The 19,600-nt window shown below is 68.0% G+C and carries 29 protein-coding genes and 1 tRNA gene; 21 read left to right on the top strand and 9 right to left on the bottom strand.

Annotated elements, in window-relative coordinates:
* Positions 1-5 precede the first annotated feature (5 nt).
* From H261_RS11695 to H261_RS11615, 20 genes are all read left to right on the top strand, one after another.
* Entirely contained in the window at positions 6-431 is a 426-nt protein-coding gene (locus H261_RS11695) for a gp436 family protein (protein WP_008617694.1), read from the top strand.
* On the top strand, positions 428-949 hold the full coding sequence (locus H261_RS11690) for a phage virion morphogenesis protein (RefSeq protein ID WP_008617693.1): 522 nt from the start codon (positions 428-430) through the stop codon (positions 947-949). The genes H261_RS11695 and H261_RS11690 overlap by 4 nt, the downstream gene beginning before the upstream one ends.
* Positions 946-1,572 carry a phage protein Gp37 gene (locus H261_RS23350; RefSeq protein WP_008617692.1) on the top strand — a complete coding sequence of 209 codons (627 nt, stop codon included), beginning with the start codon at positions 946-948 and terminating at the stop codon, positions 1,570-1,572. Before H261_RS11690 ends, H261_RS23350 begins: the two co-directional genes overlap by 4 nt.
* Positions 1,569-1,826 carry a DUF2635 domain-containing protein gene (locus H261_RS11680; protein WP_008617691.1) on the top strand — a complete coding sequence of 86 codons (258 nt, stop codon included), beginning with the start codon at positions 1,569-1,571 and terminating at the stop codon, positions 1,824-1,826. Before H261_RS23350 ends, H261_RS11680 begins: the two co-directional genes overlap by 4 nt.
* Positions 1,827-1,832: 6 nt before the next feature.
* The gene (locus H261_RS23345) at positions 1,833-2,750 is read left to right on the top strand and encodes a hypothetical protein (protein ID WP_052004243.1); all 918 of its coding nucleotides are present in this window, start codon (positions 1,833-1,835) and stop codon (positions 2,748-2,750) included.
* A 37-nt stretch (positions 2,751-2,787) separates the two neighbouring features.
* Positions 2,788-3,303, top strand: a complete 516-nt coding sequence (locus H261_RS23340; RefSeq protein ID WP_161625025.1) for a phage tail sheath C-terminal domain-containing protein — start codon at positions 2,788-2,790, stop codon at positions 3,301-3,303.
* A gap of 12 nt (positions 3,304-3,315) precedes the next feature.
* Entirely contained in the window at positions 3,316-3,678 is a 363-nt protein-coding gene (locus H261_RS11670; RefSeq protein ID WP_008617690.1) for a phage tail tube protein, read from the top strand.
* 1 nt (position 3,679) lies between these two features.
* On the top strand, positions 3,680-4,063 hold the full coding sequence (locus H261_RS23335) for a Mu-like prophage FluMu protein gp41 (protein ID WP_008617689.1): 384 nt from the start codon (positions 3,680-3,682) through the stop codon (positions 4,061-4,063).
* Positions 4,047-4,178, top strand: a complete 132-nt coding sequence (locus H261_RS26515) for a hypothetical protein (RefSeq protein WP_268743957.1) — start codon at positions 4,047-4,049, stop codon at positions 4,176-4,178. Before H261_RS23335 ends, H261_RS26515 begins: the two co-directional genes overlap by 17 nt.
* Entirely contained in the window at positions 4,179-6,104 is a 1,926-nt protein-coding gene (locus H261_RS11660; protein WP_008617688.1) for a phage tail tape measure protein, read from the top strand.
* Positions 6,104-7,297 (top strand): DNA circularization protein, encoded by a 1,194-nt coding sequence (locus H261_RS23330; protein WP_008617687.1) that lies wholly within the window; start codon positions 6,104-6,106, stop codon positions 7,295-7,297. Before H261_RS11660 ends, H261_RS23330 begins: the two co-directional genes overlap by 1 nt.
* Entirely contained in the window at positions 7,290-8,339 is a 1,050-nt protein-coding gene (locus H261_RS11650) for a phage baseplate assembly protein (protein WP_161625024.1), read from the top strand. The genes H261_RS23330 and H261_RS11650 overlap by 8 nt, the downstream gene beginning before the upstream one ends.
* Positions 8,333-8,911 carry a phage baseplate assembly protein domain-containing protein gene (locus H261_RS23325; protein ID WP_008617685.1) on the top strand — a complete coding sequence of 193 codons (579 nt, stop codon included), beginning with the start codon at positions 8,333-8,335 and terminating at the stop codon, positions 8,909-8,911. Before H261_RS11650 ends, H261_RS23325 begins: the two co-directional genes overlap by 7 nt.
* On the top strand, positions 8,901-9,374 hold the full coding sequence (locus H261_RS11640) for a phage GP46 family protein (protein ID WP_008617684.1): 474 nt from the start codon (positions 8,901-8,903) through the stop codon (positions 9,372-9,374). Before H261_RS23325 ends, H261_RS11640 begins: the two co-directional genes overlap by 11 nt.
* Positions 9,364-10,431 (top strand): baseplate J/gp47 family protein, encoded by a 1,068-nt coding sequence (locus tag H261_RS11635; RefSeq protein ID WP_008617683.1) that lies wholly within the window; start codon positions 9,364-9,366, stop codon positions 10,429-10,431. The genes H261_RS11640 and H261_RS11635 overlap by 11 nt, the downstream gene beginning before the upstream one ends.
* Positions 10,431-11,012, top strand: coding sequence for a YmfQ family protein (locus H261_RS11630; RefSeq protein ID WP_008617681.1), 582 nt, complete (start codon positions 10,431-10,433; stop codon positions 11,010-11,012). Before H261_RS11635 ends, H261_RS11630 begins: the two co-directional genes overlap by 1 nt.
* A gap of 10 nt (positions 11,013-11,022) precedes the next feature.
* Complete coding sequence (locus tag H261_RS11625; protein WP_008617680.1) at positions 11,023-12,315, top strand: discoidin domain-containing protein; 1,293 nt, start codon at positions 11,023-11,025, stop codon at positions 12,313-12,315.
* Positions 12,316-12,328: 13 nt separating this feature from the next.
* Positions 12,329-12,520 (top strand): hypothetical protein, encoded by a 192-nt coding sequence (locus H261_RS11620; RefSeq protein WP_008617678.1) that lies wholly within the window; start codon positions 12,329-12,331, stop codon positions 12,518-12,520.
* 176 nt (positions 12,521-12,696) lie between these two features.
* The gene (locus tag H261_RS26715; RefSeq protein WP_407636090.1) at positions 12,697-12,906 is read left to right on the top strand and encodes a Com family DNA-binding transcriptional regulator; all 210 of its coding nucleotides are present in this window, start codon (positions 12,697-12,699) and stop codon (positions 12,904-12,906) included.
* Positions 12,903-13,709, top strand: a complete 807-nt coding sequence (locus H261_RS11615; protein WP_008617676.1) for a DNA adenine methylase — start codon at positions 12,903-12,905, stop codon at positions 13,707-13,709. The genes H261_RS26715 and H261_RS11615 overlap by 4 nt, the downstream gene beginning before the upstream one ends.
* A gap of 223 nt (positions 13,710-13,932) precedes the next feature.
* Here the strand turns inward: H261_RS11615 and H261_RS11610 are convergent.
* From H261_RS11610 to hisG, 9 genes are all read right to left on the bottom strand, one after another.
* A tRNA-Phe gene (locus H261_RS11610) sits at positions 13,933-14,008 on the bottom strand.
* A 79-nt stretch (positions 14,009-14,087) separates the two neighbouring features.
* Entirely contained in the window at positions 14,088-14,273 is a 186-nt protein-coding gene (locus H261_RS11605) for a DNA gyrase inhibitor YacG (RefSeq protein WP_008617675.1), read from the bottom strand.
* Positions 14,270-15,304, bottom strand: a complete 1,035-nt coding sequence (locus tag H261_RS11600; RefSeq protein ID WP_008617673.1) for a ribonuclease E/G — start codon at positions 15,302-15,304, stop codon at positions 14,270-14,272. The genes H261_RS11605 and H261_RS11600 overlap by 4 nt, the downstream gene beginning before the upstream one ends.
* Positions 15,301-15,873, bottom strand: coding sequence for a Maf family protein (locus H261_RS11595; RefSeq protein ID WP_008617672.1), 573 nt, complete (start codon positions 15,871-15,873; stop codon positions 15,301-15,303). Before H261_RS11595 ends, H261_RS11600 begins: the two co-directional genes overlap by 4 nt.
* 148 nt (positions 15,874-16,021) lie before the next feature.
* On the bottom strand, positions 16,022-16,240 hold the full coding sequence (gene infA / locus H261_RS11590; RefSeq protein WP_008617671.1) for a translation initiation factor IF-1: 219 nt from the start codon (positions 16,238-16,240) through the stop codon (positions 16,022-16,024).
* An 88-nt stretch (positions 16,241-16,328) separates the two neighbouring features.
* On the bottom strand, positions 16,329-16,772 hold the full coding sequence (locus tag H261_RS11585) for an arsenate reductase ArsC (protein WP_008617670.1): 444 nt from the start codon (positions 16,770-16,772) through the stop codon (positions 16,329-16,331).
* A gap of 7 nt (positions 16,773-16,779) precedes the next feature.
* Positions 16,780-17,253 (bottom strand): UPF0262 family protein, encoded by a 474-nt coding sequence (locus H261_RS11580; RefSeq protein WP_008617669.1) that lies wholly within the window; start codon positions 17,251-17,253, stop codon positions 16,780-16,782.
* Positions 17,253-18,554, bottom strand: a complete 1,302-nt coding sequence (gene hisD, locus H261_RS11575; protein WP_008617668.1) for a histidinol dehydrogenase — start codon at positions 18,552-18,554, stop codon at positions 17,253-17,255. The genes H261_RS11580 and hisD overlap by 1 nt, the downstream gene beginning before the upstream one ends.
* Positions 18,554-19,213 (bottom strand): ATP phosphoribosyltransferase, encoded by a 660-nt coding sequence (hisG, locus tag H261_RS11570; protein WP_008617667.1) that lies wholly within the window; start codon positions 19,211-19,213, stop codon positions 18,554-18,556. The genes hisD and hisG overlap by 1 nt, the downstream gene beginning before the upstream one ends.
* A gap of 146 nt (positions 19,214-19,359) precedes the next feature.
* Here hisG and H261_RS11565 point away from each other — a divergent pair.
* Positions 19,360-19,600 (top strand): response regulator (locus H261_RS11565; protein WP_008617666.1); only part of this gene is annotated, 241 nt, incomplete at its 3' end.

Genomic DNA, 19,600 nt, shown 5'->3' with positions numbered 1-19,600 from the left:
GGGCCATGACCTACGCCACCAAGGCCGACATGATCGCCGCGTTCGGGGAGGTCGAGCTGATCGAGCTCACCGACCGCGCCGACCCGCCCGCCGACGCCATCGACGACGCGGTGCTGTCGGCGGCGCTGGCGGCGGCTGGGGCGGAGATCGACGGCTATGTGGGCCGGGTGGCGGTCTTGCCGCTGGCGGTGGTGCCCGAGTCCCTGCGGCAACTGGCCCTGGCCATTGCCCGCTACCGCCTGGCCGCCGACCAGCCCGATGGCCGGGTGCGGGTGGATTACGAGGATGCCATCGCCACCCTGGAGCGTATCGCCAAGGGCCTGTTCGTCCTTGATCTGCCGCCCGGTTTGCCCGAGCCCGCCAATGCCGGCGGGCGGGTACAGGGCACCGCCGCGCCGCGCGTGTTCGGCCTCGGGGGCACCTGGCCATGAGCGGCGCCTCCCTGGTCTCCGACTTCTCCGGGCTCGCCCGCGTCCAGGCGCTGCTGCGCCAGGTGGGCGAACGTCTGGCCGACCCGAAGCCGTTGCTGACCGATATCGGCGCGGCCCTGGTCACTTCGACCCGGAACCGCTTCGACACTCAAAGCGGCCCCGATGGCCGCCGCTGGGCGCCCCATTCCGCCGATACGGTGATCAGCCGTCTCGGTGGCACCAAGCGCGTCTACACCCAGAAAATGCGATTCCGCAAAGGGACGCAGGCCCGCATGGGCAATCTGCGCATCCTGTTCGCCGAAGGGCATCTGCGCAATTCCATGACGTTCCGCGCCAGCCGCACCGGTGTCGAGATCGGCACCAGTCTGGCCTACGGCGCCATCCACCAGTTCGGCGGCAGGGCCGGGCGGGGCAAGAAGGTCTCCATCCCGGCGCGGCCCTATCTCGGCCTGTCGGCCGCCGATGAACAGATGATCGAAGGCCTGGCCCAGGCCTATCTGCGCGAGGTGCTGCCGTGATCATCTCCGGCCTCGAACAGGCGATCATCGACCGCATCATTGCCCATGCCGGCACCGGCGCCGGCAAGCTGGGCTATGCCCTGACCGTCGGCGGCTATGGCGGCGAGTTCGACACCGACCAGGAGCTGGCGAGCGCGGCCGTCAACTTTCCGTGCGCCCTGGTGTTGCTCAAGGAGATCGGCGCCGGTGTGGATGTCGGGCAAGGCCAGAAGGTCCGGCTGACCTATACCGTCTTCGTCGCCGCCCAGAACCGCCGCAACGAGGCCGCGCGGCGGCGGGGCGCCGCCGGCAAGCCCGGCTCCTACCAGATCGCCTGGGACATCCGCCAGCTGCTGAAGATGCAGATGCTGGGCTTCGACGATCAGATCGACGGGCTGGTGCCCGGCCCGGTGCAAAGCGTCATCAACGGCAAATCCAACAACCGCTCGATCTCGGTCTATGCCTGCTCCTTTTCTACCATTTGGTACGAGGATCTGTCGCCGGTCTCCGACGAGGCCATGGGCGAATTCCTCGAATTGGACGTGGCCTGGGACGTGCCGCCGCTGGGCAACGTCCAGCCGCCTCTGCCGACCGCCGAGGCCGACGCCCGCGACCTGATCAAACCGAGGGAAAGCAACCCATGAAGATTCTGCACCTGAAGCCGGCCGAAGGGCTGGTGATTCGCGATCCGGCCACCGGCCGTCCCATCCCCGCTCATGGCGCCAGCGTCCCCGCCAGCCCGTTCTGGCGCCGGCTCGCGCGCCACGGCGACGTGGTCGAGACCACTGCGGCGGAGATCGCCGCCGGTGAGGCGCCCGAGGCCGCCCCGCCCGAGGCCGCCCCGGCGGAAGCCACCCAGGCGGAAACCGGCAAAGCCGCCCGCAAGGCCAAGGAGTAGTCCCCCATGATCTCCTTCAACACCATCCCCATCGACCTGCGCTCGTCCGGCCAGTACGTGGAGTACAACAACAGCCGCGCCGGCCAGAAGCTGGTGGGCATGCCGGTCAAGATCCTGCTGATCGGCCAGAAGCTGAGCAACGGCAGCGTGGCCATGCTCCAGCCCACACGCGTGGCCAATCCCACCGAGGCCGCCGGGCTGGTGGGCAAGGGCTCGCAGCTTTACGCCATGGTCGCGGCCTTGAAGGCCGCCAACACCTCCATCGACACCTGGATGATCGCCCTGCCCGACGACGCGGCGGCCCTGGCCGCCAGCGGCGGAATCACCTTCAACGCCGCCGCTCCCGTCTCGGGCACCTTCACCCTGCGCCTGGACGGCATCCGCATCCGCATCGCCATCGCCGCCGGGCAGGCCGTCGCCTCCATGGCGACCGCCCTGGCGGCTTCCATCAACGCCGACCCCGCCCTGCCGGTCACCGCCACTTCCGCCGCCGGCGTGGTCACCTGGACCTGCCGCTGGAAGGGCGCCACCGGCAACGCCATCGACGCGCGGGTGGGCCATTACGAGGAGGAGGCTCCGCCCGCCGGTCTGGACTACACCTTCACCGCCATGGCCGGCGGCACCGCCGACCCCGATGTGGGCGACGCCCTGGCCGTGGTGGCCGGCGACTGGTACACCGACATCGTCTGCCCCTATGCCGACGCCGACAACATCACCCAGCTGGAGGCCGACGGCGAGCGGCGCTGGGGCGGCACGGTGATGACCGACGCCCATTATTATGTGGGCAAGCACGGCACCTACGGCGCCCTGGCGACTTTCGGCAATACCCGCAACTCGCCCAACCTCACCTATATCGGCGGGTACGAACAGCCCGTCGTCGCCGTGGAAATGGGCGGCGGCCCTGGCCGGCATCTGCGCCTTTGAAGCCAAGCAGGACCCGGCCCGGCCCTATCAGACCCTGGTGTTGCCGCGTGGCCAGATCCTGGCTCCGCCGGTGGGCGACCGCTTCGACCTGGACGCCCGCGAGCAGCTGCTGAAGGACGGTATCTCCACCTGGTGGGCCGACGACGACGGCTCCATCCGCCTCGACAACATCATCACCAGCTACCAGCGCAATTCCTATGGCTACGAGGACACCTCGTATCTGCAGCTGGAGACGGTCAAGACCCTGGCCTTCCTGCGCTATTCCATGCGCGCCCGCATCGCCCAGCGCTTCCCCCGCCACAAGCTGGCCGGCGACAGCTTCGAGCTTCGCCCCGGCCAATTCATCGTGCGGCCCAAGGATATCCGTCACGAGCTGATCGCCCTGGCCGGCGACTGGCAGGACGCGGGCCTGGTGGAAAGCATCGAGCAGTTCAAGGCCGAATTGCTGGTGGAGCGCGATACCAACAACGTCAACCGGGTCAACTCCATCGTGCCGCCGGATCTGGTCAACCAGTTCCGCGTCTTCGCGGCCCGCGTCGACTTCATCAACTAAGGGGGCAGTATCATGACGAAACTGGCGGGTCAGGCGACCGTCACCAAGAACGGCGCGGTTCTGCGCCTGCTGCCCAAGGTCGAGCTTGACCCCGGCGGCGTCAATCGCAAGGTCCATGTGGGCGCCGGCGGCGTCATCAACGGCGTCACCGAGGAGACGGCGCCCGGCGTGCTGAAGGCCAAGGGGCAACTGGCGGCGGGCGAACGCCTGAGCGACTTCGCCTTCGCCGACGCCACGGTGATCGCCACCATGAACACCGGTCAGGTGTTCATCTTCCGCGACGCCTGCACCCTGACGACCCCAAAATGGGGCTCGGGCGATGGCGAGGTGGAGGTGGAGATCGGCTCGGCGTCGGCCATCCCGGAGGAGATCTGACATGGCCGAGATCAAGGTCCCCCTGCCCACCGGCAGCAAATTCGGCGAGCGCACCGCCGTCATCGCCATCCTGCGCGAGCTGGGCACCGCCGACATCGTCGGTGCCGGCGAGGATTCCGAGAAATGCGTTCTCGGTCCCGACGGGCAATACCACCTGGTGGTCAGCCCGACCCTGTCCGGCCTGCATCTGCTGCGCCGTCAGATCAAACGGCTGGAGGATGCGGGCGGCACCGTCATGGACGGCCCGCTGGACGTGCCCATGTTCTTCAGGTTGGCACCGGAGGACTTCCTGGCGATCCAGCAGGCGGCCGAGACCATGGACAAGGCCGGGCAGGAGGCCCTGGACCGGATGTCCGAGCGGGGGCGAGGTGCTCCGCCATCGTGATCTGTTCGCCGATCTGGCCCTGTTCCTGCCGGGCCGGATCGGCTGTACGCGGGCCGACGTGATGGCCATGTCGATTCGGGCCGTCACACGGCTGGTTACCAAGGTAGCGAAGTAAATGGGCGATCTGGCCGCATATCTCGGGCTCTACGTCAAAGGCGATGCCGCCCACAAGGTGGACGAGCTGGAGAAGGGCTTTCAGCGCCTGTCCACCCGTGGCGAGGCCCATATGGGCGCGCTGTCGCGCTCCATGGGCGTGGCGGGCCGCGCCGTGGACGGCCTGGCCAACCGCTACACCGCCCTGCTGTCGGGCGCGGCGGGCGTCGGGGCCGTCAAGTTCACCGGCGATCTGCAAGAGCGCATGAACTACATGGGCATCACCGCCGGCAAGTCGGCGGAGGCGATGGACGCGCTGAAAAAGCAGGTGTTCGCCATCGCCCAGGCCCCCGATATCCGCCTCGATCCGGCCCAGTTGCTGGATGCGGTCGACGCCATCGTCGAGAAGACCGGCGACCTGGATTTCGCCATGGCCAATCTGCGCAACATGGGTCTGGCCATGCGCGCCACCAAGGCCGAGGGCAAGGATGTCGGCGCCTGGGCGGCGCAACTGTCCGAAAAATTCAACATCAAGACGCCGGAAGGCGTCCTGGCCGCCATCGACCATTCCATCAACGCCGGCAAGGCCGGTGCCATGACCTTCAAGGATCTGTCCACCCAGGGCGAACGCCTGGCGGCGGCCTACGGCGCCATGGGGCGCAGCGGCCCGCAGGCCGCCATGGAAGTGGACGCGACCATCCAGATGATCCGCAAGGGCGTCGGTGGTTCGGAACAGGCCGCCACCGCCTTCGAGGCGATGATGCGCACCTTTGGCGATGCCGAAAAGCTGAAGAAGCTCAAAGCCGTCGGCATCCGCGTCATGGACCCCGAAGACCCCAAGCGCATGCGCTCGGCGGTGGATCTCTACAAGGAGCTGATCACCAAGTCCAAGGGCGACGTGTCAAAGCTCTCCACCATCTTCGACGCCGAAGCCATGCGTGCCTTCAACGCCGGTATCACCGAATTCAAGAACACCGGCGGCCTGAAGAGCATTGACGAGTTCATGGGCGTGGCGGCGGACGGTGTCACCACCAAGGCCGATGCGCTCCGCGCCAATTCGAAAAACATCAACGCTTCCATGATCGCCTTGACCACGGCGGCCAAGCAGTTCGCCGATACCAATCTGGCGGGGCCGGTGGGGGAACTGGCCGACGCCATCGGCAAGCTGCAGCCGGAGCAACTGCAATCAACCATGACGGCGCTGAAATACGGTGCCATCGCCGTGGCCGGGGTGATCGCCGTCAAGAAGGGGTTCGATGCTGTCCGCTGGACCGCCGACACCATGCGCTTCGTCAAGGGCGGCAGGGGCGGCATCGCGGGCGCGGCGGCTGGAGGGGCCGGGGGGATCGCCGGTGGCGCCCCCATACAGGTCATCGTCATGAACTGGCCGGGCGGGGCCTTGGGCGGCGCCCCGGTGATCGGCCAAGGGGCGGGGCAGGCTGGCGCGCCCGCCACGGCTGCCGCATCGGCCGCCGCTGGCTCCAAGGGGCTGCTGTCGCGCATCGCGTCGCGCGGCGCCGGCATCGCCAGTGCCATCGGGCGGCATGCCGCACCGCTGGTCACCGTGGGCCTGGGGGCCTATGACGCCATCGATTCCTACCTCGACGGTGACAAGCGCTCGGCCATCGGCGCCGTGGGCCGCACCGCCGGCAGCCTGCTCGGTGCAATGGGCGGCGGCGCCCTCGGCTCCATGGCGCTGCCCGGCGTCGGCACCCTGGCCGGCGGCTTGGCCGGGGCGCAGGCCGGGGGCATGGGCGGCGAGACCATCGCCAATCGCCTCTACGACTGGCTGGCCGGCGAGAAGGAGCGGGCCTCCGAACCCACCAAGGTGGAAAGCACCGTGGCGCTGCGCCTCGATCTGCCGCCCGGCGTGACGGCCAGGGCCACCAATCTGTCGTCCTCGTCCGGCCTGGACGTCGACCTCGGCTATACCGTGCTGGGGCCGTGATGGGCTGGAAAGACACTCTGCGCAAGGCGTCCTGGCGTGGTGCCGAATTCTATTGGACCGACGCCAACACCACCTTCGACCCCATGGTGGTGGTGCATAAATACCCCCAGCGTCGGGGTGGCTGGTCCGAGGATCTGGGCCTCGGCCCCGATGAGTTCGAGGTGGTGGGCTATGTGCTGGGCGCCGATTACATGGTCGCCCGCGACGCGCTGATCAAGGCCATCAAGGAGGGCGGCCCCGGCACATTGGTGCATCCCACCATGGGGGAAAAGACGGTGGTCTTGAAGCCGCCGGCCCGCATCCAGGAAAGCACCCGTGAAGGCGGCATGGCCCGCTTCACCCTGGTGTTCGTCGAAGAGGGCGAGAACAGGTATCCCACCGAAACCGCCATCAGCGCCACGGCCGCCGCCGATGCGGTGGATGCCGCCCAGGTTGCCGTCGCCGAGGATTTCGACCGGAATTTCGACACCGGCGGCCTCGACCTGCTGGAAAGCGACGCCGCCCAGGCCTTGCTCAATGTGGCGGGAGTAATCTCCGAATCCATGGGGGCGCTCCGCCATGTGATGCGCACCGTCGAGGGCGTCATCCTCACCACCAGCGCCATCGGTGCAGGCCCTCTGGATCTGATCCGCGATGCCCGCAGCTTGGCCGCTCGTCTGGCCGCCCTGTTTGGTGGCCTGGCATCCGGCGGTTCCGGTACCGCGTCCTCGTCCCTGTCGGCCCTGTCCCTGATCTCCGGCGGAATCGGTGCCATCAAGACCACGTCGGCCTCGGCGCGCCAGGATACCAACCGGGCGGCCCTGGATCTGCTGGTGCGGCGCTCAGCCGCCATCGGCGCGGCGGCGGTGGCGGCATCCGCCGGTTATTCCAGTCGCGACGATGCCATCGCCGCCCGCGATCATGCCGTCAAACTGCTGGACGCCGCCCGTATCGACGACGGCGCCACCGGCAAGGTGTTCGCGGCACTGACCGATCTGCGGGCGGCGACGGTCAGGGCCTTGACCGACAAGGCGGGTACCCTGGCCAGCGTGCGGTTGATCGAGATGGCCGAGTCCATGCCGTCGGTGCTGCTGGCCTATCGCGAACTGGGCGATGCCACCCGTGCCGCCGAGCTGGTGGCCCGCAACCGCGCCCGGATCTGGCACCCGCTGTTCGTCCCCGCCGGGGCCACCATCGAGGTGCTCAATGATTGACCCGCGCGACATGGTCACTCTGCGGGTGGCTGGGGTGGAGTACGGCGGCTGGACCGCCATCAACTCCATCCGCACCGGCATGGACGCCATCGCCGGCGGATTCACCATTGCGCTGACCGAAAAGTGGCCGGGCGCGGCCCAGCGTCCTATCCACAAGGAGGACGCGGTCGAGCTGCGGATCGGCGACGACACCGTCATCAAGGGCCATGTGGACGAGGTGGCGCGCGAGATCTCCGCCGGCACCCACACCATCGGGGTGACGGGGCGCGACGCCACCGCCGATCTGGTGGATTGCTCCACCATGCTTGCTCCCGGCGAATGGAAGGACCGGGGGCTGGCCGACATCGTCCGCGAGATCTGCGCCCCCTTTGGGATCGCCGTCGAGGTGGCGCCCGGCGCCGATCCGGGCAAGGCCTTTGCCGGATTCACCCTGCAGAAGGGGGAGAAGTCCCTGGCCGCCATCCAGCGCCTGTGTGCGGCGCGCGGCATCCTTCCCTATTCCGATGGCCGCGGTGTGCTGGTGCTGGGGCCGGGCCAGCCGGGGCGCATCTCCACCCGACTGGTCGAGGGCGTCAACATCAAGGCGGGGAAAGCCAAGGACAGCCGCATCGGTCGCCATCGCGATTACACCGTCTATTCCCAGACCAATCTGTGGGGCGACGCCAACGCCAATGCCGGCACCAAGGGCACCGCCCATGATGCCGGCATCCGCCGTTACCGTCCCACCGCCCGCATGGCCGACGATCTAGCCGACGGCATTACCGCCGCGCAGCAGGCGGCATGGGATGCCAAGATCGCCAAGGCCAAGGCCGAGACGGTGGAGATCACCGTCCAGGGCTGGCGCCACGCCACCGGGCTGTGGCGCCCCAACAGGCTGGTTCCGGTGTCCGCGCCCAGCCTCCAGATCGAAGGCGACCGCCTGATCGCCAGCGTCGAGCGCACCCTGGACGAGCAGGGTGGCACCATCGCCAGGCTGTCCCTGGTCGGCCCCGGCGCCTTCGACCTGCTGGCGCAAAAAGAGCAGGGGGCGGTGACATGGTGAGACGCCTGATCGCCGCCGCTCTCCAGCCGCTGCGCGACCGCTTGGCCATGATGGTCGGGCGCGGCGTGCTGGCGGCGTTGGAGGCCGATGGCGGCCTCATGCGGGCTGGCATCAAGGGCATCGACGACGAGGTATTGGGCGAACGGGATTACGTCCTGGATTACGGCATCTCCACCCGGCCCCATCCCGGCGCCGAGGCGTTAATGCTGTTTCTGGCGGGGCTGCGCTCTAACGGTGTGGTGGTCCGCCTTTACGACCGCCGGTACACGATCAGCCTGGAATATGGCGAAGTGGCCATCCATGACGATAAGGGCCAGAAGGTCCATCTGACCCGCACTGGCATCGCCGTCACCAGCCCGCTCGACATCACCGTCGCATCCGCCAAGACCCTGCGCCTGGCCGGCGAGCGGGTGCACATCCATGCGACCAAGTACCTGGACGTGGATTGCAACGGCCATGGCTGGTGCTGGGCGTCCCTGGGCGCCTCCTACACCGTGACAAACTACGTCATCGGCGAGGTCTCGTCGGCGACGGTGGCGGTGTCCCCGGCGGAGGTGCCCCATGGCGACTGACCGGCTGATCACCTTCGACCCCGCCACCCTGTCCGGTGACCTGGGCCTGGGCGAGGACGGCGCCATCGTCATGACCGACGGGCTGGAGACGGCGGTGACCATCAGCCTGTTCACCGACCGCCGCGCCCGTGACGACGACGCGATTCCCGACAACAGCGGCGACCGCCGGGGCTGGTGCCTGACCCATCGCCAGCAGGATGAAGACCCCGAGTCGGACGAGATCGGCTCCTGGCTGTGGCTGCTGCATCGCGAGAAGCAGTTGGCCAGCGTGGTGGCGCGGGCCAGATCCTACGCCGAGACCGCCCTGGCCTGGATGGTGCGGCGCAAATACGCCCGCCAGGTCACCGTTACCGCCGAAATCACCGCCCCCGGCCTGCTGGGCCTGTCCGTGGAAATCATCCGCCGCGACGGCACCCGCTGGAGCCGCATCTACGATTATTACTGGACCCGACATGCCGCTTAGCCGCCCCACCTACAAGGCGCTGCTGGAGCGCTACATCGCCACCATCGAGACGCGGCTGCCCGGTGCCGATGCCCGGCTGCCGGCCAGCGATCTCAATGTCAGCGGCCATGTCATCGCCGAGGTGGCCAGCGGCCTCTACGATTTCGGCCTGCGCATCGCCGATCAGATCCTGCCCAACAGCGCCGATACGGATCAGCTGGAGATCATCGCCGCCGACTGGGGCATCCACCGCAAACCGGCGGTGCCCGCCACCGGCACCGTGACACTGACCCGCAGCGGCGCCGCCAACGTGGTGGTCGGCGCCGGGACCGTGCTGCGTTGCGCCGGCCGGGATTATACGACGGATGCCGAGGTGACGGTCAGCACCGCCACCATGGAGGTGGCCGTCACGGCGGTGTCCGCCGGAATCGCCGGCAATCAGGATGCCGGCCTGTCCATGGCCCTAGCCTCGCCCATTGCCGGCATTGCCGCCAAGGGCATCAGCGGCGAGATCTCCGGCGGCTCGGATCAGGAGGAGCCCGCCAGCCTGCTGGCCCGGCTGCTGGCCCGCATGCGCCGCCCGCCCCATGGCGGCGCCGCCGATGATTACGAGGCATGGGCCTTGGCCTGCGACGGCATCACGCGGGCCTGGGTCTACAAGGCGACGCCCCGGCGCGGCTTTGTCACCGTGCTGGTGGTCCGCGACAACAACGAGGGCGGGCCGATCCCCACCGAGGGCGAGGTGGCGGCGGTCCAGGCCTATATGGACCGGCCCGACGTGGCCCCGGTGTGCAGCGAGTGCATCGTTCTGCCCCCCACGTCCGTCGCCCATGATCTGGTCATCCAGATATACCCCAACAATTCGGAGGTCCGCGCCACGGTCGAGGTGGCGATCCGCTCCTGGTACCGCGCCGAATCGGTGCCCGGCCAGCTGGGTGCCCTGTCGCGCCTGTCGGCGGCGATCAGCGCCGCCGATGGCGAGATCAAGCACCGCATCGTGGCGCCGGCCGCCGATGCGGTGCTGAGTGCCTTCGAGATGGCCCTGGTCAACTCCATCACCTTCCAGGATTACGCCTGATGGCCCGCGATACGGAGACCTATGCCCGCCTGATGCTGGCCCTGTTGCCGCCCGGTCGGGCATGGCCGCGCGATCCAAACAGCCTGCGCGGACAAATGGTCGCGGCGCAATCCGCCGAGTTCGCCCGGATCGACGCCGCCTTCGAGCAGATCCTGGCCGAGCGCTCGCCCGCCACCGCCTTGCTGCTGCTGGCCGAGTGGGAGGCCGTCCTCGGCCTGCCCGACGAATGCACCGGCGGGGCCGAGACCATCGCCGAGCGCCGTGCCGCCGCCCATGCCCGCATGATCGCCACCGGCGGCCAGTCGCCGGCCTATTTCGTCGAGCTGGCCAAGGCGCTCGGCTACGACATCACCATCACCCAATACCGCGCCCGCTGGTCCGGTCGGCGCCGCTGCGGCGAGTCCTTCGGGGCCGAGGACATGCAGTGGACCTGGAAGGTCAGCTGCACCACCGGCACCATCCGTCCCCGTCGCTTCGGCCAGTCCTTTTGCGGCGAGAAATTCACCACCTGGGGCAACTACCCCCTGGTCTGCATGATCCGGCGCCTGGCTCCAGCGGGCACCGTGGTCCTATTCGAGTAGCGAGGACACGATGGATTATCCCCTCAGTTTGACGGATGTGTACCTGCACCTCGGCAAGTTCACCGACGGCACCGCCGACGGGAGCATCCCGCCGTCCCGTGATCCGGCCAGATGGAATAACGACGTCACCGACGAACTGCTGGCCGTCATCGTGGCTGGGGGCGGTGTGCCCGACGAAGCCAATCTCCATCAGGTGCGCGACGCCATCGCCGCCATGATCGCCGAGGCCGTGGCTGCCGCCGCCTTCAGCATCCCGGCGCTGCCCGACCACGCCGGCGCAGCCGCCGATGGCGACGAGCTGGCCATCGCGGTGGGGGGCGCCCACAAGCGGATCTCGGTGGCCGAGCTGTTCACCAACCGCGCTGGTGTCGACCAGATTGCCCGCGATATGGCGATGGTCAACGCCTTCCAGCTGTCCATATCGGGCAGCATCGCCGCCGGTACCTTCGCCGACTGGGCGCGGGTCAATACCTTCCCGTCCGACAATTTGCCGACCAAGTCCGGAGCCGTCTGGGACGCCGTGACTAAGACCTACGGCAATCAGAGCGGTTACAGCGCGGACATCGTCGTCGGCGCGACCGTCACCGCCAGCAGCAATTACGGTGCGTCCTATACTCCCGACAAGGCGCTTGACGGTAATGGGGCGACTTGGTGGCAGGCTGCCGAGTTGAGCCCATGGTTCCGCATTCAGCTCACGGGTCCGAAAAATATCCGCCGGGTCTCAATCCAGACCCATCCAGCGGCAGGCAATTCCGGGCCGAAGACCTTCACCCTGAAGGCCTGGGACGGCGCCGCCTACCAGGCCGTCTATACCTTTCCGGTCCAGACCGGCTGGGCTAACGGCGAGACCCGCGTATTGGACGTGCCAGCCCACGCCTACACCGTCTCGGACTATCGCATCGACATCACCGACAATGAAGTGGGCAATACCTCGCCCTCCATTGCCGAGTTTAAGGCTTATGAGCTGACCGCGCCCTCCAACATGGTGCTGGTTGACAGCCCGTTCACCGTGCCCGCCGCGCCGCTCGATGGCCGCCTGTCCCTGCTGCACCGCTTCACCGGAGCCGGCGTCCTCAACACCGACATCAAGGCGTTCATGGCTCGTGATGGCTCGGGCGCCGGCGGCTGGGTCGAGGGCGTGCTCTCGCTTCAGGACGCCTACGTCTACGGCACCACCTACAACAATCTGGTGGCCGACTTCGACCTATCGACCTTGCCCGCCGGCACCCAGCCGCTGGTCAAGATCACGACCCATAACACAGTCGAGCAGCAGATCCGCGCGCTCGGCGCCATCGCGTCCTGATGAGGTGACCTCCATGTCCGACACCGTGACCACCGGCCCGTCCTATCGCGTCCAGCGCCGCGAGCGGTACCTGCGCGACATCCCCGAGCACGAGTTCCGCGCCGCCGTGCTGGACTACCTGCTGGACGGCAATTCCGCCGCCCTCGACGCTATCAGGGAGAAGATTGAGACCATCAAAGTGGCCATACCGAAGGTGGCGGCCTGATGGCGGCCTGGGCCGCCCCTGAGAGACAGACTCCCCCGCCGGTCTCGACCGGCGGGGGGATGGGCGCACCAACGCCCAGAGCCACGGGAGTATAGCCCGCATGTACCAGACCCGGCCGCAATCTGGCCATCCCCGCACCCGGTGCACGGGCGGGGTGATAATGGGCATGCATCATCATGGAGTCCATCCTTTGCGGGACATGCCGGCGCAAGCTGGCCGAGGCCGACATCACCGGCCGCCTTGCCATCAAGTGTCCGCGCTGTGGCGCGGTCAACCAGATCCAGAGGGCCACGAGCCCCTTACCCGAGCGCCGGGCCGGCCTCGCCGGCAGTCCAACCGACTGCGCGACATGCGCCGGAGCGCCCGAACGGGAGCGTGTTCCTTGACCCATCAATCCGACTTCCGACCGGTCTCACCGGCCAAACCCGTGGCGGCCTATATCGGCGGCAAGCGCCTGCTGGCCGCCACCATCATCGACCGCATCGCGGCGATTCCCCACGCCACCTATGTGGAGCCCTTCGTGGGCATGGGCGGCGTCTTTCTGCGCCGGTCACTGGCTCCGAAATCCGAGGTGATGAACGACATCAGCCGCGACGTGGTGACCCTGTTCCGGGTCCTGCAGCGTCACTATGCCTATTTCATCGACTTCCTGCGGTTTCGCGTCACGGCCAGGGCCGAGTTCGAGCGACTGCGCCAGACCGACCCGGAGACCCTGACCGACCTGGAGCGGGCGGCGCGCTATCTCTATCTCCAGCGGCTGTCCTATGCCGGCAAGCCGGACGCCGTCTTCGCCGTCCACCCCGGCAGCGGTGCCCGCTTCAACATCACCCGGCTGGAATCCCTGTTGGAGGCGGCCCATGCCCGCCTGTCAGGCGCGGTGATCGAGTGCCTGCCCTGGGCCGACTGCATCCGCCGCTGGGACCGGGCTGACACCCTGTTCTACCTCGATCCGCCCTATTACCGGTGCGAGGATTACTACGGCAAAGGCCTCTTCACCCGAGATGATTTCGGACGTCTGGCCGAGGTGCTGGCGGGGCTGAAGGGGCGGTTCATCATGTCTCTCAACGATACCCCGGAGGTCCGCGAAATCTTCGCCGCCTTCGCCATCGAAACCGTCGAAACGACCTACTACGCCGGTGGCGGCAACAACGCCAAGGCCACCACCGAAGTGCTGATCACCAAGCCGTAGGGCTTGCCGCTCTTTGTCATCGTGCATCAATCTGTATCCCCGGCCTCACAATGTGGGGTCGGGGTGAGGATTTTCAGTGCAAAATCGGACGTGATTCGGTGCAAAATCGCCCGGCGCGCTACACAATGCCTCTTGTTACCTGGGGCGTTACCTGGAAGGGGGATTTACCATACCCCTCAAAATGGAAAGCCCCCGAAAGGCGTTACCTTTCAGGGGCTTAAAGTGGTGCCCAGGGCCGGAATCGAACCAGCGACACTGCGATTTTCAGTCGCATGCTCTACCAACTGAGCTACCTGGGCCTCGTGCACCTCGCGGCGAAGAGGAGGCGCTTATAGGCGACTTTCCCGGTGTCGGTCAAGCCCCCCTGAGGCAAAAAGTTCAATCTTCCTCGGGCAGGCCTTCCGGGTCCTCGACCGCCGGCGCCCGGTAGGATTCGTTCAGCCAGCGGTGCAGGTCCACGTCGGCGCAGCGGGGCGAACAGAACGGCGTGTACTTCGCTTCGGCGGGCTTGCCGCAGATGGGGCAGGCGGGCGTCTTTTCGCCGGTCGTCACATCGGAGGTCATCGGGTCATATCCTCGATCAGCACGTCCTCGGGGGCGCGGGCGGCGTCCTCGCGGATGGTCAGGGGGTGCCCCAGGCGGCGTTCGGTTTCCGCCCGTTCGGCGGCCAGGACCGTCAGGGCGGCGGCCACCGGGGGCGCGGCGCGCAAGGCCAGCATCTTGCCGGGGCGGGCCAGAGTCTCGGCCAGCAGGGAGCGCAGGGCGGCCAGGGCCAGGGTTTCCGGCGTGGCCGCCTGGGCGCGGCGGCACAGCAGCCCGACCAAGGACGGCCCGCGCCGTTCGCGGGTCAACTCCACCAGCCCCAGGGGCGACACCCCGAACACATGGGTGGGCACCGGGTCGGCCGCCACCGCCTGTTTCAACGCCTCGGCCAAGCGGAACAGCGGTTTGCGGTCACGGCCCGAGACGAAGTCCACCACCACCTGCCCGCCCACATTGCGCAGCCGCAACTGACGGGCGATTTCCGCCACGGCGGCGGCATTGGCCTCGGCCGGGCGGGTGCCGCCCGAATCCACGTCCATGGCGGTGAGCGCCGCCGTCGGCTCGATCACCAGCCGCCCGCCGCCGGGCAAGGGCACCACCGGGTCCAGGGCGGCGGCCAGGGCCTCATCCACCTCGTGGTGGGCATTGTCGACGATCCCGGCCTCGGGGAAGGCGGCGCGCAGGCGCTCCAGCGGATCGGGACGGCGCAGCCGGGCCGGAGCCTCGCCGCTGGCCGGAAAACCGTCCTCGGGCATCAGCAGCGGCCCCTTGCCGTCCCGGCCTTCCGCCCGCACCCGCACGACGATGGCGGCGCCCTCGGACAGGCCCAGGCCCCGGGCGCCGGGCAGGAAGCCGGGACGCAGGCCGGCCCCCAGGTCCACGAAGGCGGCGTCGAGGCTCTTGTCCAGGGCCACGACGCGGCCGCGGAACACCGAACCCAGCAGCAGGGAGGGACGGTCGACGACCAGTTCCAGCGGGCGACCCTCGGCCAGCACCAGGTAACGGGCCTCGCCGGGGCCTGCGGAGACAAGGATTTCCAGCCGCCCGCTCACGGGGCGAAGCCGAACCCGTCCAGCAACTGCGCCGTCTCGAACAGCGACAGGCCGACGATGTTGGAGTAGGAACCCTGGATGTCGCGCACGTAGCGCGCCGCCAGCCCCTGGACGGCGTAGCCGCCGGCCTTGCCGTCCCACTGGCCCGAGGCGAGATAGGCGGCGGTCTCGGCGTGGGACAGGCGTTTGAAGGTCACCGAGGTGGTCACCGTGCGGCGTCCGACCCGGCCATCAGGGGCGATCAGGCAGATGCCGCCCACCACGCGGTGCCGGCGGCCGGACAGCAGGTCCAGGCATTTCCGCGCGGTGGCCTCGTCCTCGGCCTTGGGCAGGATGCGCCGCCCGCAGGCCACCACCGTATCGGCGGCCAGCACGAAGGCCCCCGGATGGCGGGCGGCCACGGCCAGGGCTTTCGCCTCGGCCAGGCGGCGGGCGTGGGGAAGCGGCAATTCGCCTTTGAGGGGCGTCTCGTCCACATGGGCGGGGTCGACGAGACCGGGCGTGATGGCGATCTGGCGAAGCAGGTCGAGGCGCCTGGGCGATGCCGACGCCAACACCAGAACGGCCATGGGATTACTCCGACGGTTCGATGAGCCGCCCCGCGGCTCGTCGGACCGGAGGCAAGGGCAAAGCCCGGCGCGGCTTATGCCGCGAAAGCCAAGCGAAGCGCCCGGCGTTTGAGGGCTCGATGCGGGTCAATGTATTGAGCCGCCGAAACTACTTATAGCGGAAGGTGATGCGGCCCTTGGTCAGGTCATAGGGCGTCATCTCGACGTTCACCCGGTCACCGGCCAGCACGCGAATGCGGTTCTTGCGCATCTTGCCGGACGTGTGGGCAAGAATCTCATGGTCGTTGTCGAGCTTGACCCGGAACATGGCGTTCGGAAGCAATTCCGTCACCGTCCCCGAAAACTCGATCACATCCTCTTTCGCCATTTGGCCTCCGAACTGGGTTTTGCGCGCGCGAAGATAAGTGAGCGCAGGCAGGGTTTTGGTCAAGCCTTTTCGAGCGTGGGAAGGGTTATTATTCCCGTGCCATGCCCTGGGGCGGGAAGCGCTTGCGGATATGGCGCTCCAATTCGTCGCGCACCGCGCGGTAGGCATCGAGACGGACCTCGCGGCTGCCCTCGATCAACGTGGGATCGAAGGTCGGCCAGAACTCCACCTCGCAGGCGTTGTGCCGGGTGAGGTCCACCGCCTTGTGCTGGGCCTCGGGCGACAGCGACACGACCACGTCGAAGCTGTCGTCCTCCAGTTCCTCGAACAGGCGCGGCTTGTGCTTGGAGACGTCGATTCCGATCTCGTCCATCACCTGGACCACGAAGGGATCGGGCTCGCCACGGCGCACCCCCACGGAATAGACATAGATGCGCTTGCCGTGGATGCGCTTCATGATGCCTTCCGCCATGGGCGACCGCACCGCGTTCATGGTGCAGCAGAACAGCACGGCGGAGGGCAGGTCCCCCATCTTCCCCCTATCCCCTGATGTGGAGGACGCAGATGAGGGTGAACAGGCGCCTTGCGGTATCGAAATCCACGTCGATCTTGCCCCCCAGGCGCTCGCGCAGCAGCTCGGAGCCCTCATTGTGCAGGCCGCGGCGGCCCATGTCGATGGCTTCGATCTGGCTGGGGGTGGACTTCTTGATGGCGGCGAAATAACTCTCGCAGATCAGGAAGTAGTCCTTGACGATGGACTGGAAGGTTTTCAGCGGCAACGGCACCTGCACCAGGGGCGATTCGTCCTCCTTGCGCACGTCGAAGACCAGCCGCGTCTCCTCCAGCTTGATATAAAGGGCGTAAGGGCCGATGAAATCGCCGTTGGGGGCGAAGTAGTTCTCTTCCAGCAGATCATAGACCGCGACGGCCCGCTCGTGCTCCACCTCGGCGGCGCGGCGGACCTGATGCTTCTCCACCAGTTCGATCTTGGCCAGCTTCTGCCGGTGCGGCATCAGCCCGGCCCCATGTTGAGGCGCAACGCCACCGACAGGCCATGGGCACCCAGCCCCTCGGCCTCGGCGAGGCGCACCGCCGCCGGGCCGATGGCCCGCAAGCTGTCGGCGTCGCAGCCCAGCAGGGTGGTGCGCTTCATGAAGTCCAGCACGCCCAGGCCCGACGAGAAGCGGGCCGAACGCGCCGTGGGCAGCACGTGGTTGGGACCGCCGATATAATCGCCCACCGCCTCGGGCGTGTAGCGGCCCAGGAAGATGGCCCCGGCATGCTTCACCCGGGCGGCCAGGGCATCGGGGTCCTCCACCGCCAGTTCCAGGTGCTCGGGCGCGATGCGATCGATCAGCGGCAGCGAGGCCTCCAGGTCGGGCACCACGATGATGGCGCCATGGCTGTCCCAGCTTTCCCGGGCGATCTTGGCGCGCGGCAGGGTCTTGAGGTGGGACTCCACCGCCTCGGCCACCCGCCTGCCGAAACCGGTATCGTCGGTGATCAGGATGCTCTGGGCAGCGGTGTCGTGCTCGGCCTGGGACAGCAGATCGGCGGCGATCCAGGCGGGATCGTTGAAGCGGTCGGCCACCACCAGGATTTCCGACGGTCCGGCGATCATGTCGATGCCCACCGTGCCGAACACCCGGCGCTTGGCGGCGGCCACATAGGCGTTGCCGGGGCCGACGATCTTGTCCACCGGACGGATGGTCTCCGTGCCGTAGGCCAGGGCGCCCACCGCCTGGGCGCCGCCGACGCGGTAGATCTCGTCGATGCCGGCCACCCTGGCGGCGGCCAGGACCAGCGGGTTGAGCACGCCGCCGGGCGAGGGCACCACCATCACCAGGCGGGGAACTCCGGCGGCCTTGGCGGGAATGGCGTTCATCAGCACCGACGAGGGATAGGCGGCGGTGCCGCCCGGCACGTAGAGGCCGGCGGCGGAGACCGGGCTCCAGCGCAGCCCCAGCCGCACCCCGGCGGCATCGGTGAAGGAATCGTCGCTGGGCACCTGGCGGGCGTGGAAGGCGCGGATGCGCTCCGCCGCCAGTTCCAGGGCGGCGATCAGTTCAGGATCGCAGGAGGCGGCGGCGGCCTCCACCTCGGCGGCCGTGATGCGGAGCGTGGCGGCGGTGAGGTCGAGACGGTCGAAGCGGGCGGTGTACTCGATCAGCGCCGCGTCGCCGCGCGTCCTCACTTCGGCAAGGATGGCGGCCACCGCCTGATCCACGTCCTCGTCCACCTCGCGCTTCATGGCCAGCAGGGCCAGGAAGGCGGCTTCGAAGCCGGGATCGCGGGTATCGAGAATCTGCACCATCAGCCTCCGCAGGCCTTGCGAAAGGCCTCGATCCAGCCGGTCATCTCGTCGGGGCGGGTCTTCAGCGCGGCGCGGTTGACGATCAGCCGCGAGGTCACCTCGGCAAGCACCTCCACCTCCTTCAGGCCGTTGGCCTTGAGAGTGGCGCCCGACGACACCAGGTCGACGATGCGGGTACACAGGCCGAGCGAGGGGGCCAGCTCCATGGCGCCGTTGAGCTTGACGCATTCGGCCTGGACGCCGCGCGCCGCGAAATGGCGCCGCGTCACTTCCGGGTATTTGGTGGCGATGCGCACATGGCTCCACCGCCTGGGATCGTCCGAGGCGGCCAGATCGTCGGGCTCGGCCACCGACAGGCGGCAGGCCCCGATGCCCAGGTCGAGCGGCGCGTAGATTTCGGGATAGTCGAATTCCATCAGCACGTCGTTGCCGGCCACTCCCAGATGGGCGGCCCCGAACGCCACGAATGTGGCGACGTCGAACGAGCGCACCCGGATGATGTCGATATGGGGATGGTTGGTGGCAAAGCGCAACAGCCGGCTCTTCGGGTCGTCGAAGGCGGGTTCGGGAAGGATGCCTGCGGCGCGGACCAGCGGCATGGCCTCGTCGAGGATGCGGCCCTTGGGCAGGGCGATAACCAGTTTGTCTTGCGGGCTCACGTCGATCGAAACTCATAGAATCCGGGGAGCCCTGTTTACCCGGTTTCTCGCCCCCATTCCAGTGCGGAGAAACAATCTTTCGTCTGTTACCATCGGTTACCGAAAAGCAACCGACGCCACGTGCACGGAGGGGTATAACGGAATCCATGGACACTACCAATCCGCATATCCTGGTCGTGGACGACGACCGCGAGATCCGCGACCTGCTGGGCAAGTTCATGGTGCGCCACGGCCTTCGGGTCAGCGCCGCCAAGGACGGCGTCGAGATGATGAAGGTGCTGGACGAGCGCCGCATCGACCTGGTGGTGCTCGACCTGATGCTGCCGGGCGAGGACGGATTGAGCCTGTGCCGCCGCCTGCGCGAGACCCGCCCGGGCACGGCCGTCA

It is taken from the genome of Paramagnetospirillum caucaseum, assembly GCF_000342045.1.
In the GTDB taxonomy this organism is placed as follows: Bacteria; Pseudomonadota; Alphaproteobacteria; order Rhodospirillales; family Magnetospirillaceae; genus Phaeospirillum; species Phaeospirillum caucaseum.
The sequence above is the reverse complement of the archived record's forward strand: the minus strand, read 5'-3'. Positions and strand labels throughout refer to the sequence as shown.

What these genes read in the sequence shown, in the direction of transcription:
- H261_RS11695 (WP_008617694.1), top strand. Translation starts at nt 6, where the DNA reads ATGACCTACGCCACCAAGGCCGACATGATCGCCGCGTTCGGGGAGGTC.
- H261_RS11690 (WP_008617693.1), top strand. Translation starts at nt 428, where the DNA reads ATGAGCGGCGCCTCCCTGGTCTCCGACTTCTCCGGGCTCGCCCGCGTC.
- H261_RS11680 (WP_008617691.1), top strand. Translation starts at nt 1,569, where the DNA reads ATGAAGATTCTGCACCTGAAGCCGGCCGAAGGGCTGGTGATTCGCGAT.
- H261_RS23345 (WP_052004243.1), top strand. Translation starts at nt 1,833, where the DNA reads ATGATCTCCTTCAACACCATCCCCATCGACCTGCGCTCGTCCGGCCAG.
- H261_RS11670 (WP_008617690.1), top strand. Translation starts at nt 3,316, where the DNA reads ATGACGAAACTGGCGGGTCAGGCGACCGTCACCAAGAACGGCGCGGTT.
- H261_RS23335 (WP_008617689.1), top strand. Translation starts at nt 3,680, where the DNA reads ATGGCCGAGATCAAGGTCCCCCTGCCCACCGGCAGCAAATTCGGCGAG.
- H261_RS11660 (WP_008617688.1), top strand. Translation starts at nt 4,179, where the DNA reads ATGGGCGATCTGGCCGCATATCTCGGGCTCTACGTCAAAGGCGATGCC.
- H261_RS23330 (WP_008617687.1), top strand. Translation starts at nt 6,104, where the DNA reads ATGGGCTGGAAAGACACTCTGCGCAAGGCGTCCTGGCGTGGTGCCGAA.
- H261_RS11650 (WP_161625024.1), top strand. Translation starts at nt 7,290, where the DNA reads ATGATTGACCCGCGCGACATGGTCACTCTGCGGGTGGCTGGGGTGGAG.
- H261_RS23325 (WP_008617685.1), top strand. Translation starts at nt 8,333, where the DNA reads ATGGTGAGACGCCTGATCGCCGCCGCTCTCCAGCCGCTGCGCGACCGC.
- H261_RS11640 (WP_008617684.1), top strand. Translation starts at nt 8,901, where the DNA reads ATGGCGACTGACCGGCTGATCACCTTCGACCCCGCCACCCTGTCCGGT.
- H261_RS11635 (WP_008617683.1), top strand. Translation starts at nt 9,364, where the DNA reads ATGCCGCTTAGCCGCCCCACCTACAAGGCGCTGCTGGAGCGCTACATC.
- H261_RS11630 (WP_008617681.1), top strand. Translation starts at nt 10,431, where the DNA reads ATGGCCCGCGATACGGAGACCTATGCCCGCCTGATGCTGGCCCTGTTG.
- H261_RS11625 (WP_008617680.1), top strand. Translation starts at nt 11,023, where the DNA reads ATGGATTATCCCCTCAGTTTGACGGATGTGTACCTGCACCTCGGCAAG.
- H261_RS11620 (WP_008617678.1), top strand. Translation starts at nt 12,329, where the DNA reads ATGTCCGACACCGTGACCACCGGCCCGTCCTATCGCGTCCAGCGCCGC.
- H261_RS26715 (WP_407636090.1), top strand. Translation starts at nt 12,697, where the DNA reads ATGGAGTCCATCCTTTGCGGGACATGCCGGCGCAAGCTGGCCGAGGCC.
- H261_RS11605 (WP_008617675.1), bottom strand. Translation starts at nt 14,273, where the DNA reads ATGACCTCCGATGTGACGACCGGCGAAAAGACGCCCGCCTGCCCCATC.
- H261_RS11595 (WP_008617672.1), bottom strand. Translation starts at nt 15,873, where the DNA reads ATGGCCGTTCTGGTGTTGGCGTCGGCATCGCCCAGGCGCCTCGACCTG.
- infA (WP_008617671.1), bottom strand. Translation starts at nt 16,240, where the DNA reads ATGGCGAAAGAGGATGTGATCGAGTTTTCGGGGACGGTGACGGAATTG.
- H261_RS11585 (WP_008617670.1), bottom strand. Translation starts at nt 16,772, where the DNA reads ATGGGGGACCTGCCCTCCGCCGTGCTGTTCTGCTGCACCATGAACGCG.
- H261_RS11580 (WP_008617669.1), bottom strand. Translation starts at nt 17,253, where the DNA reads ATGCCGCACCGGCAGAAGCTGGCCAAGATCGAACTGGTGGAGAAGCAT.
- hisD (WP_008617668.1), bottom strand. Translation starts at nt 18,554, where the DNA reads ATGGTGCAGATTCTCGATACCCGCGATCCCGGCTTCGAAGCCGCCTTC.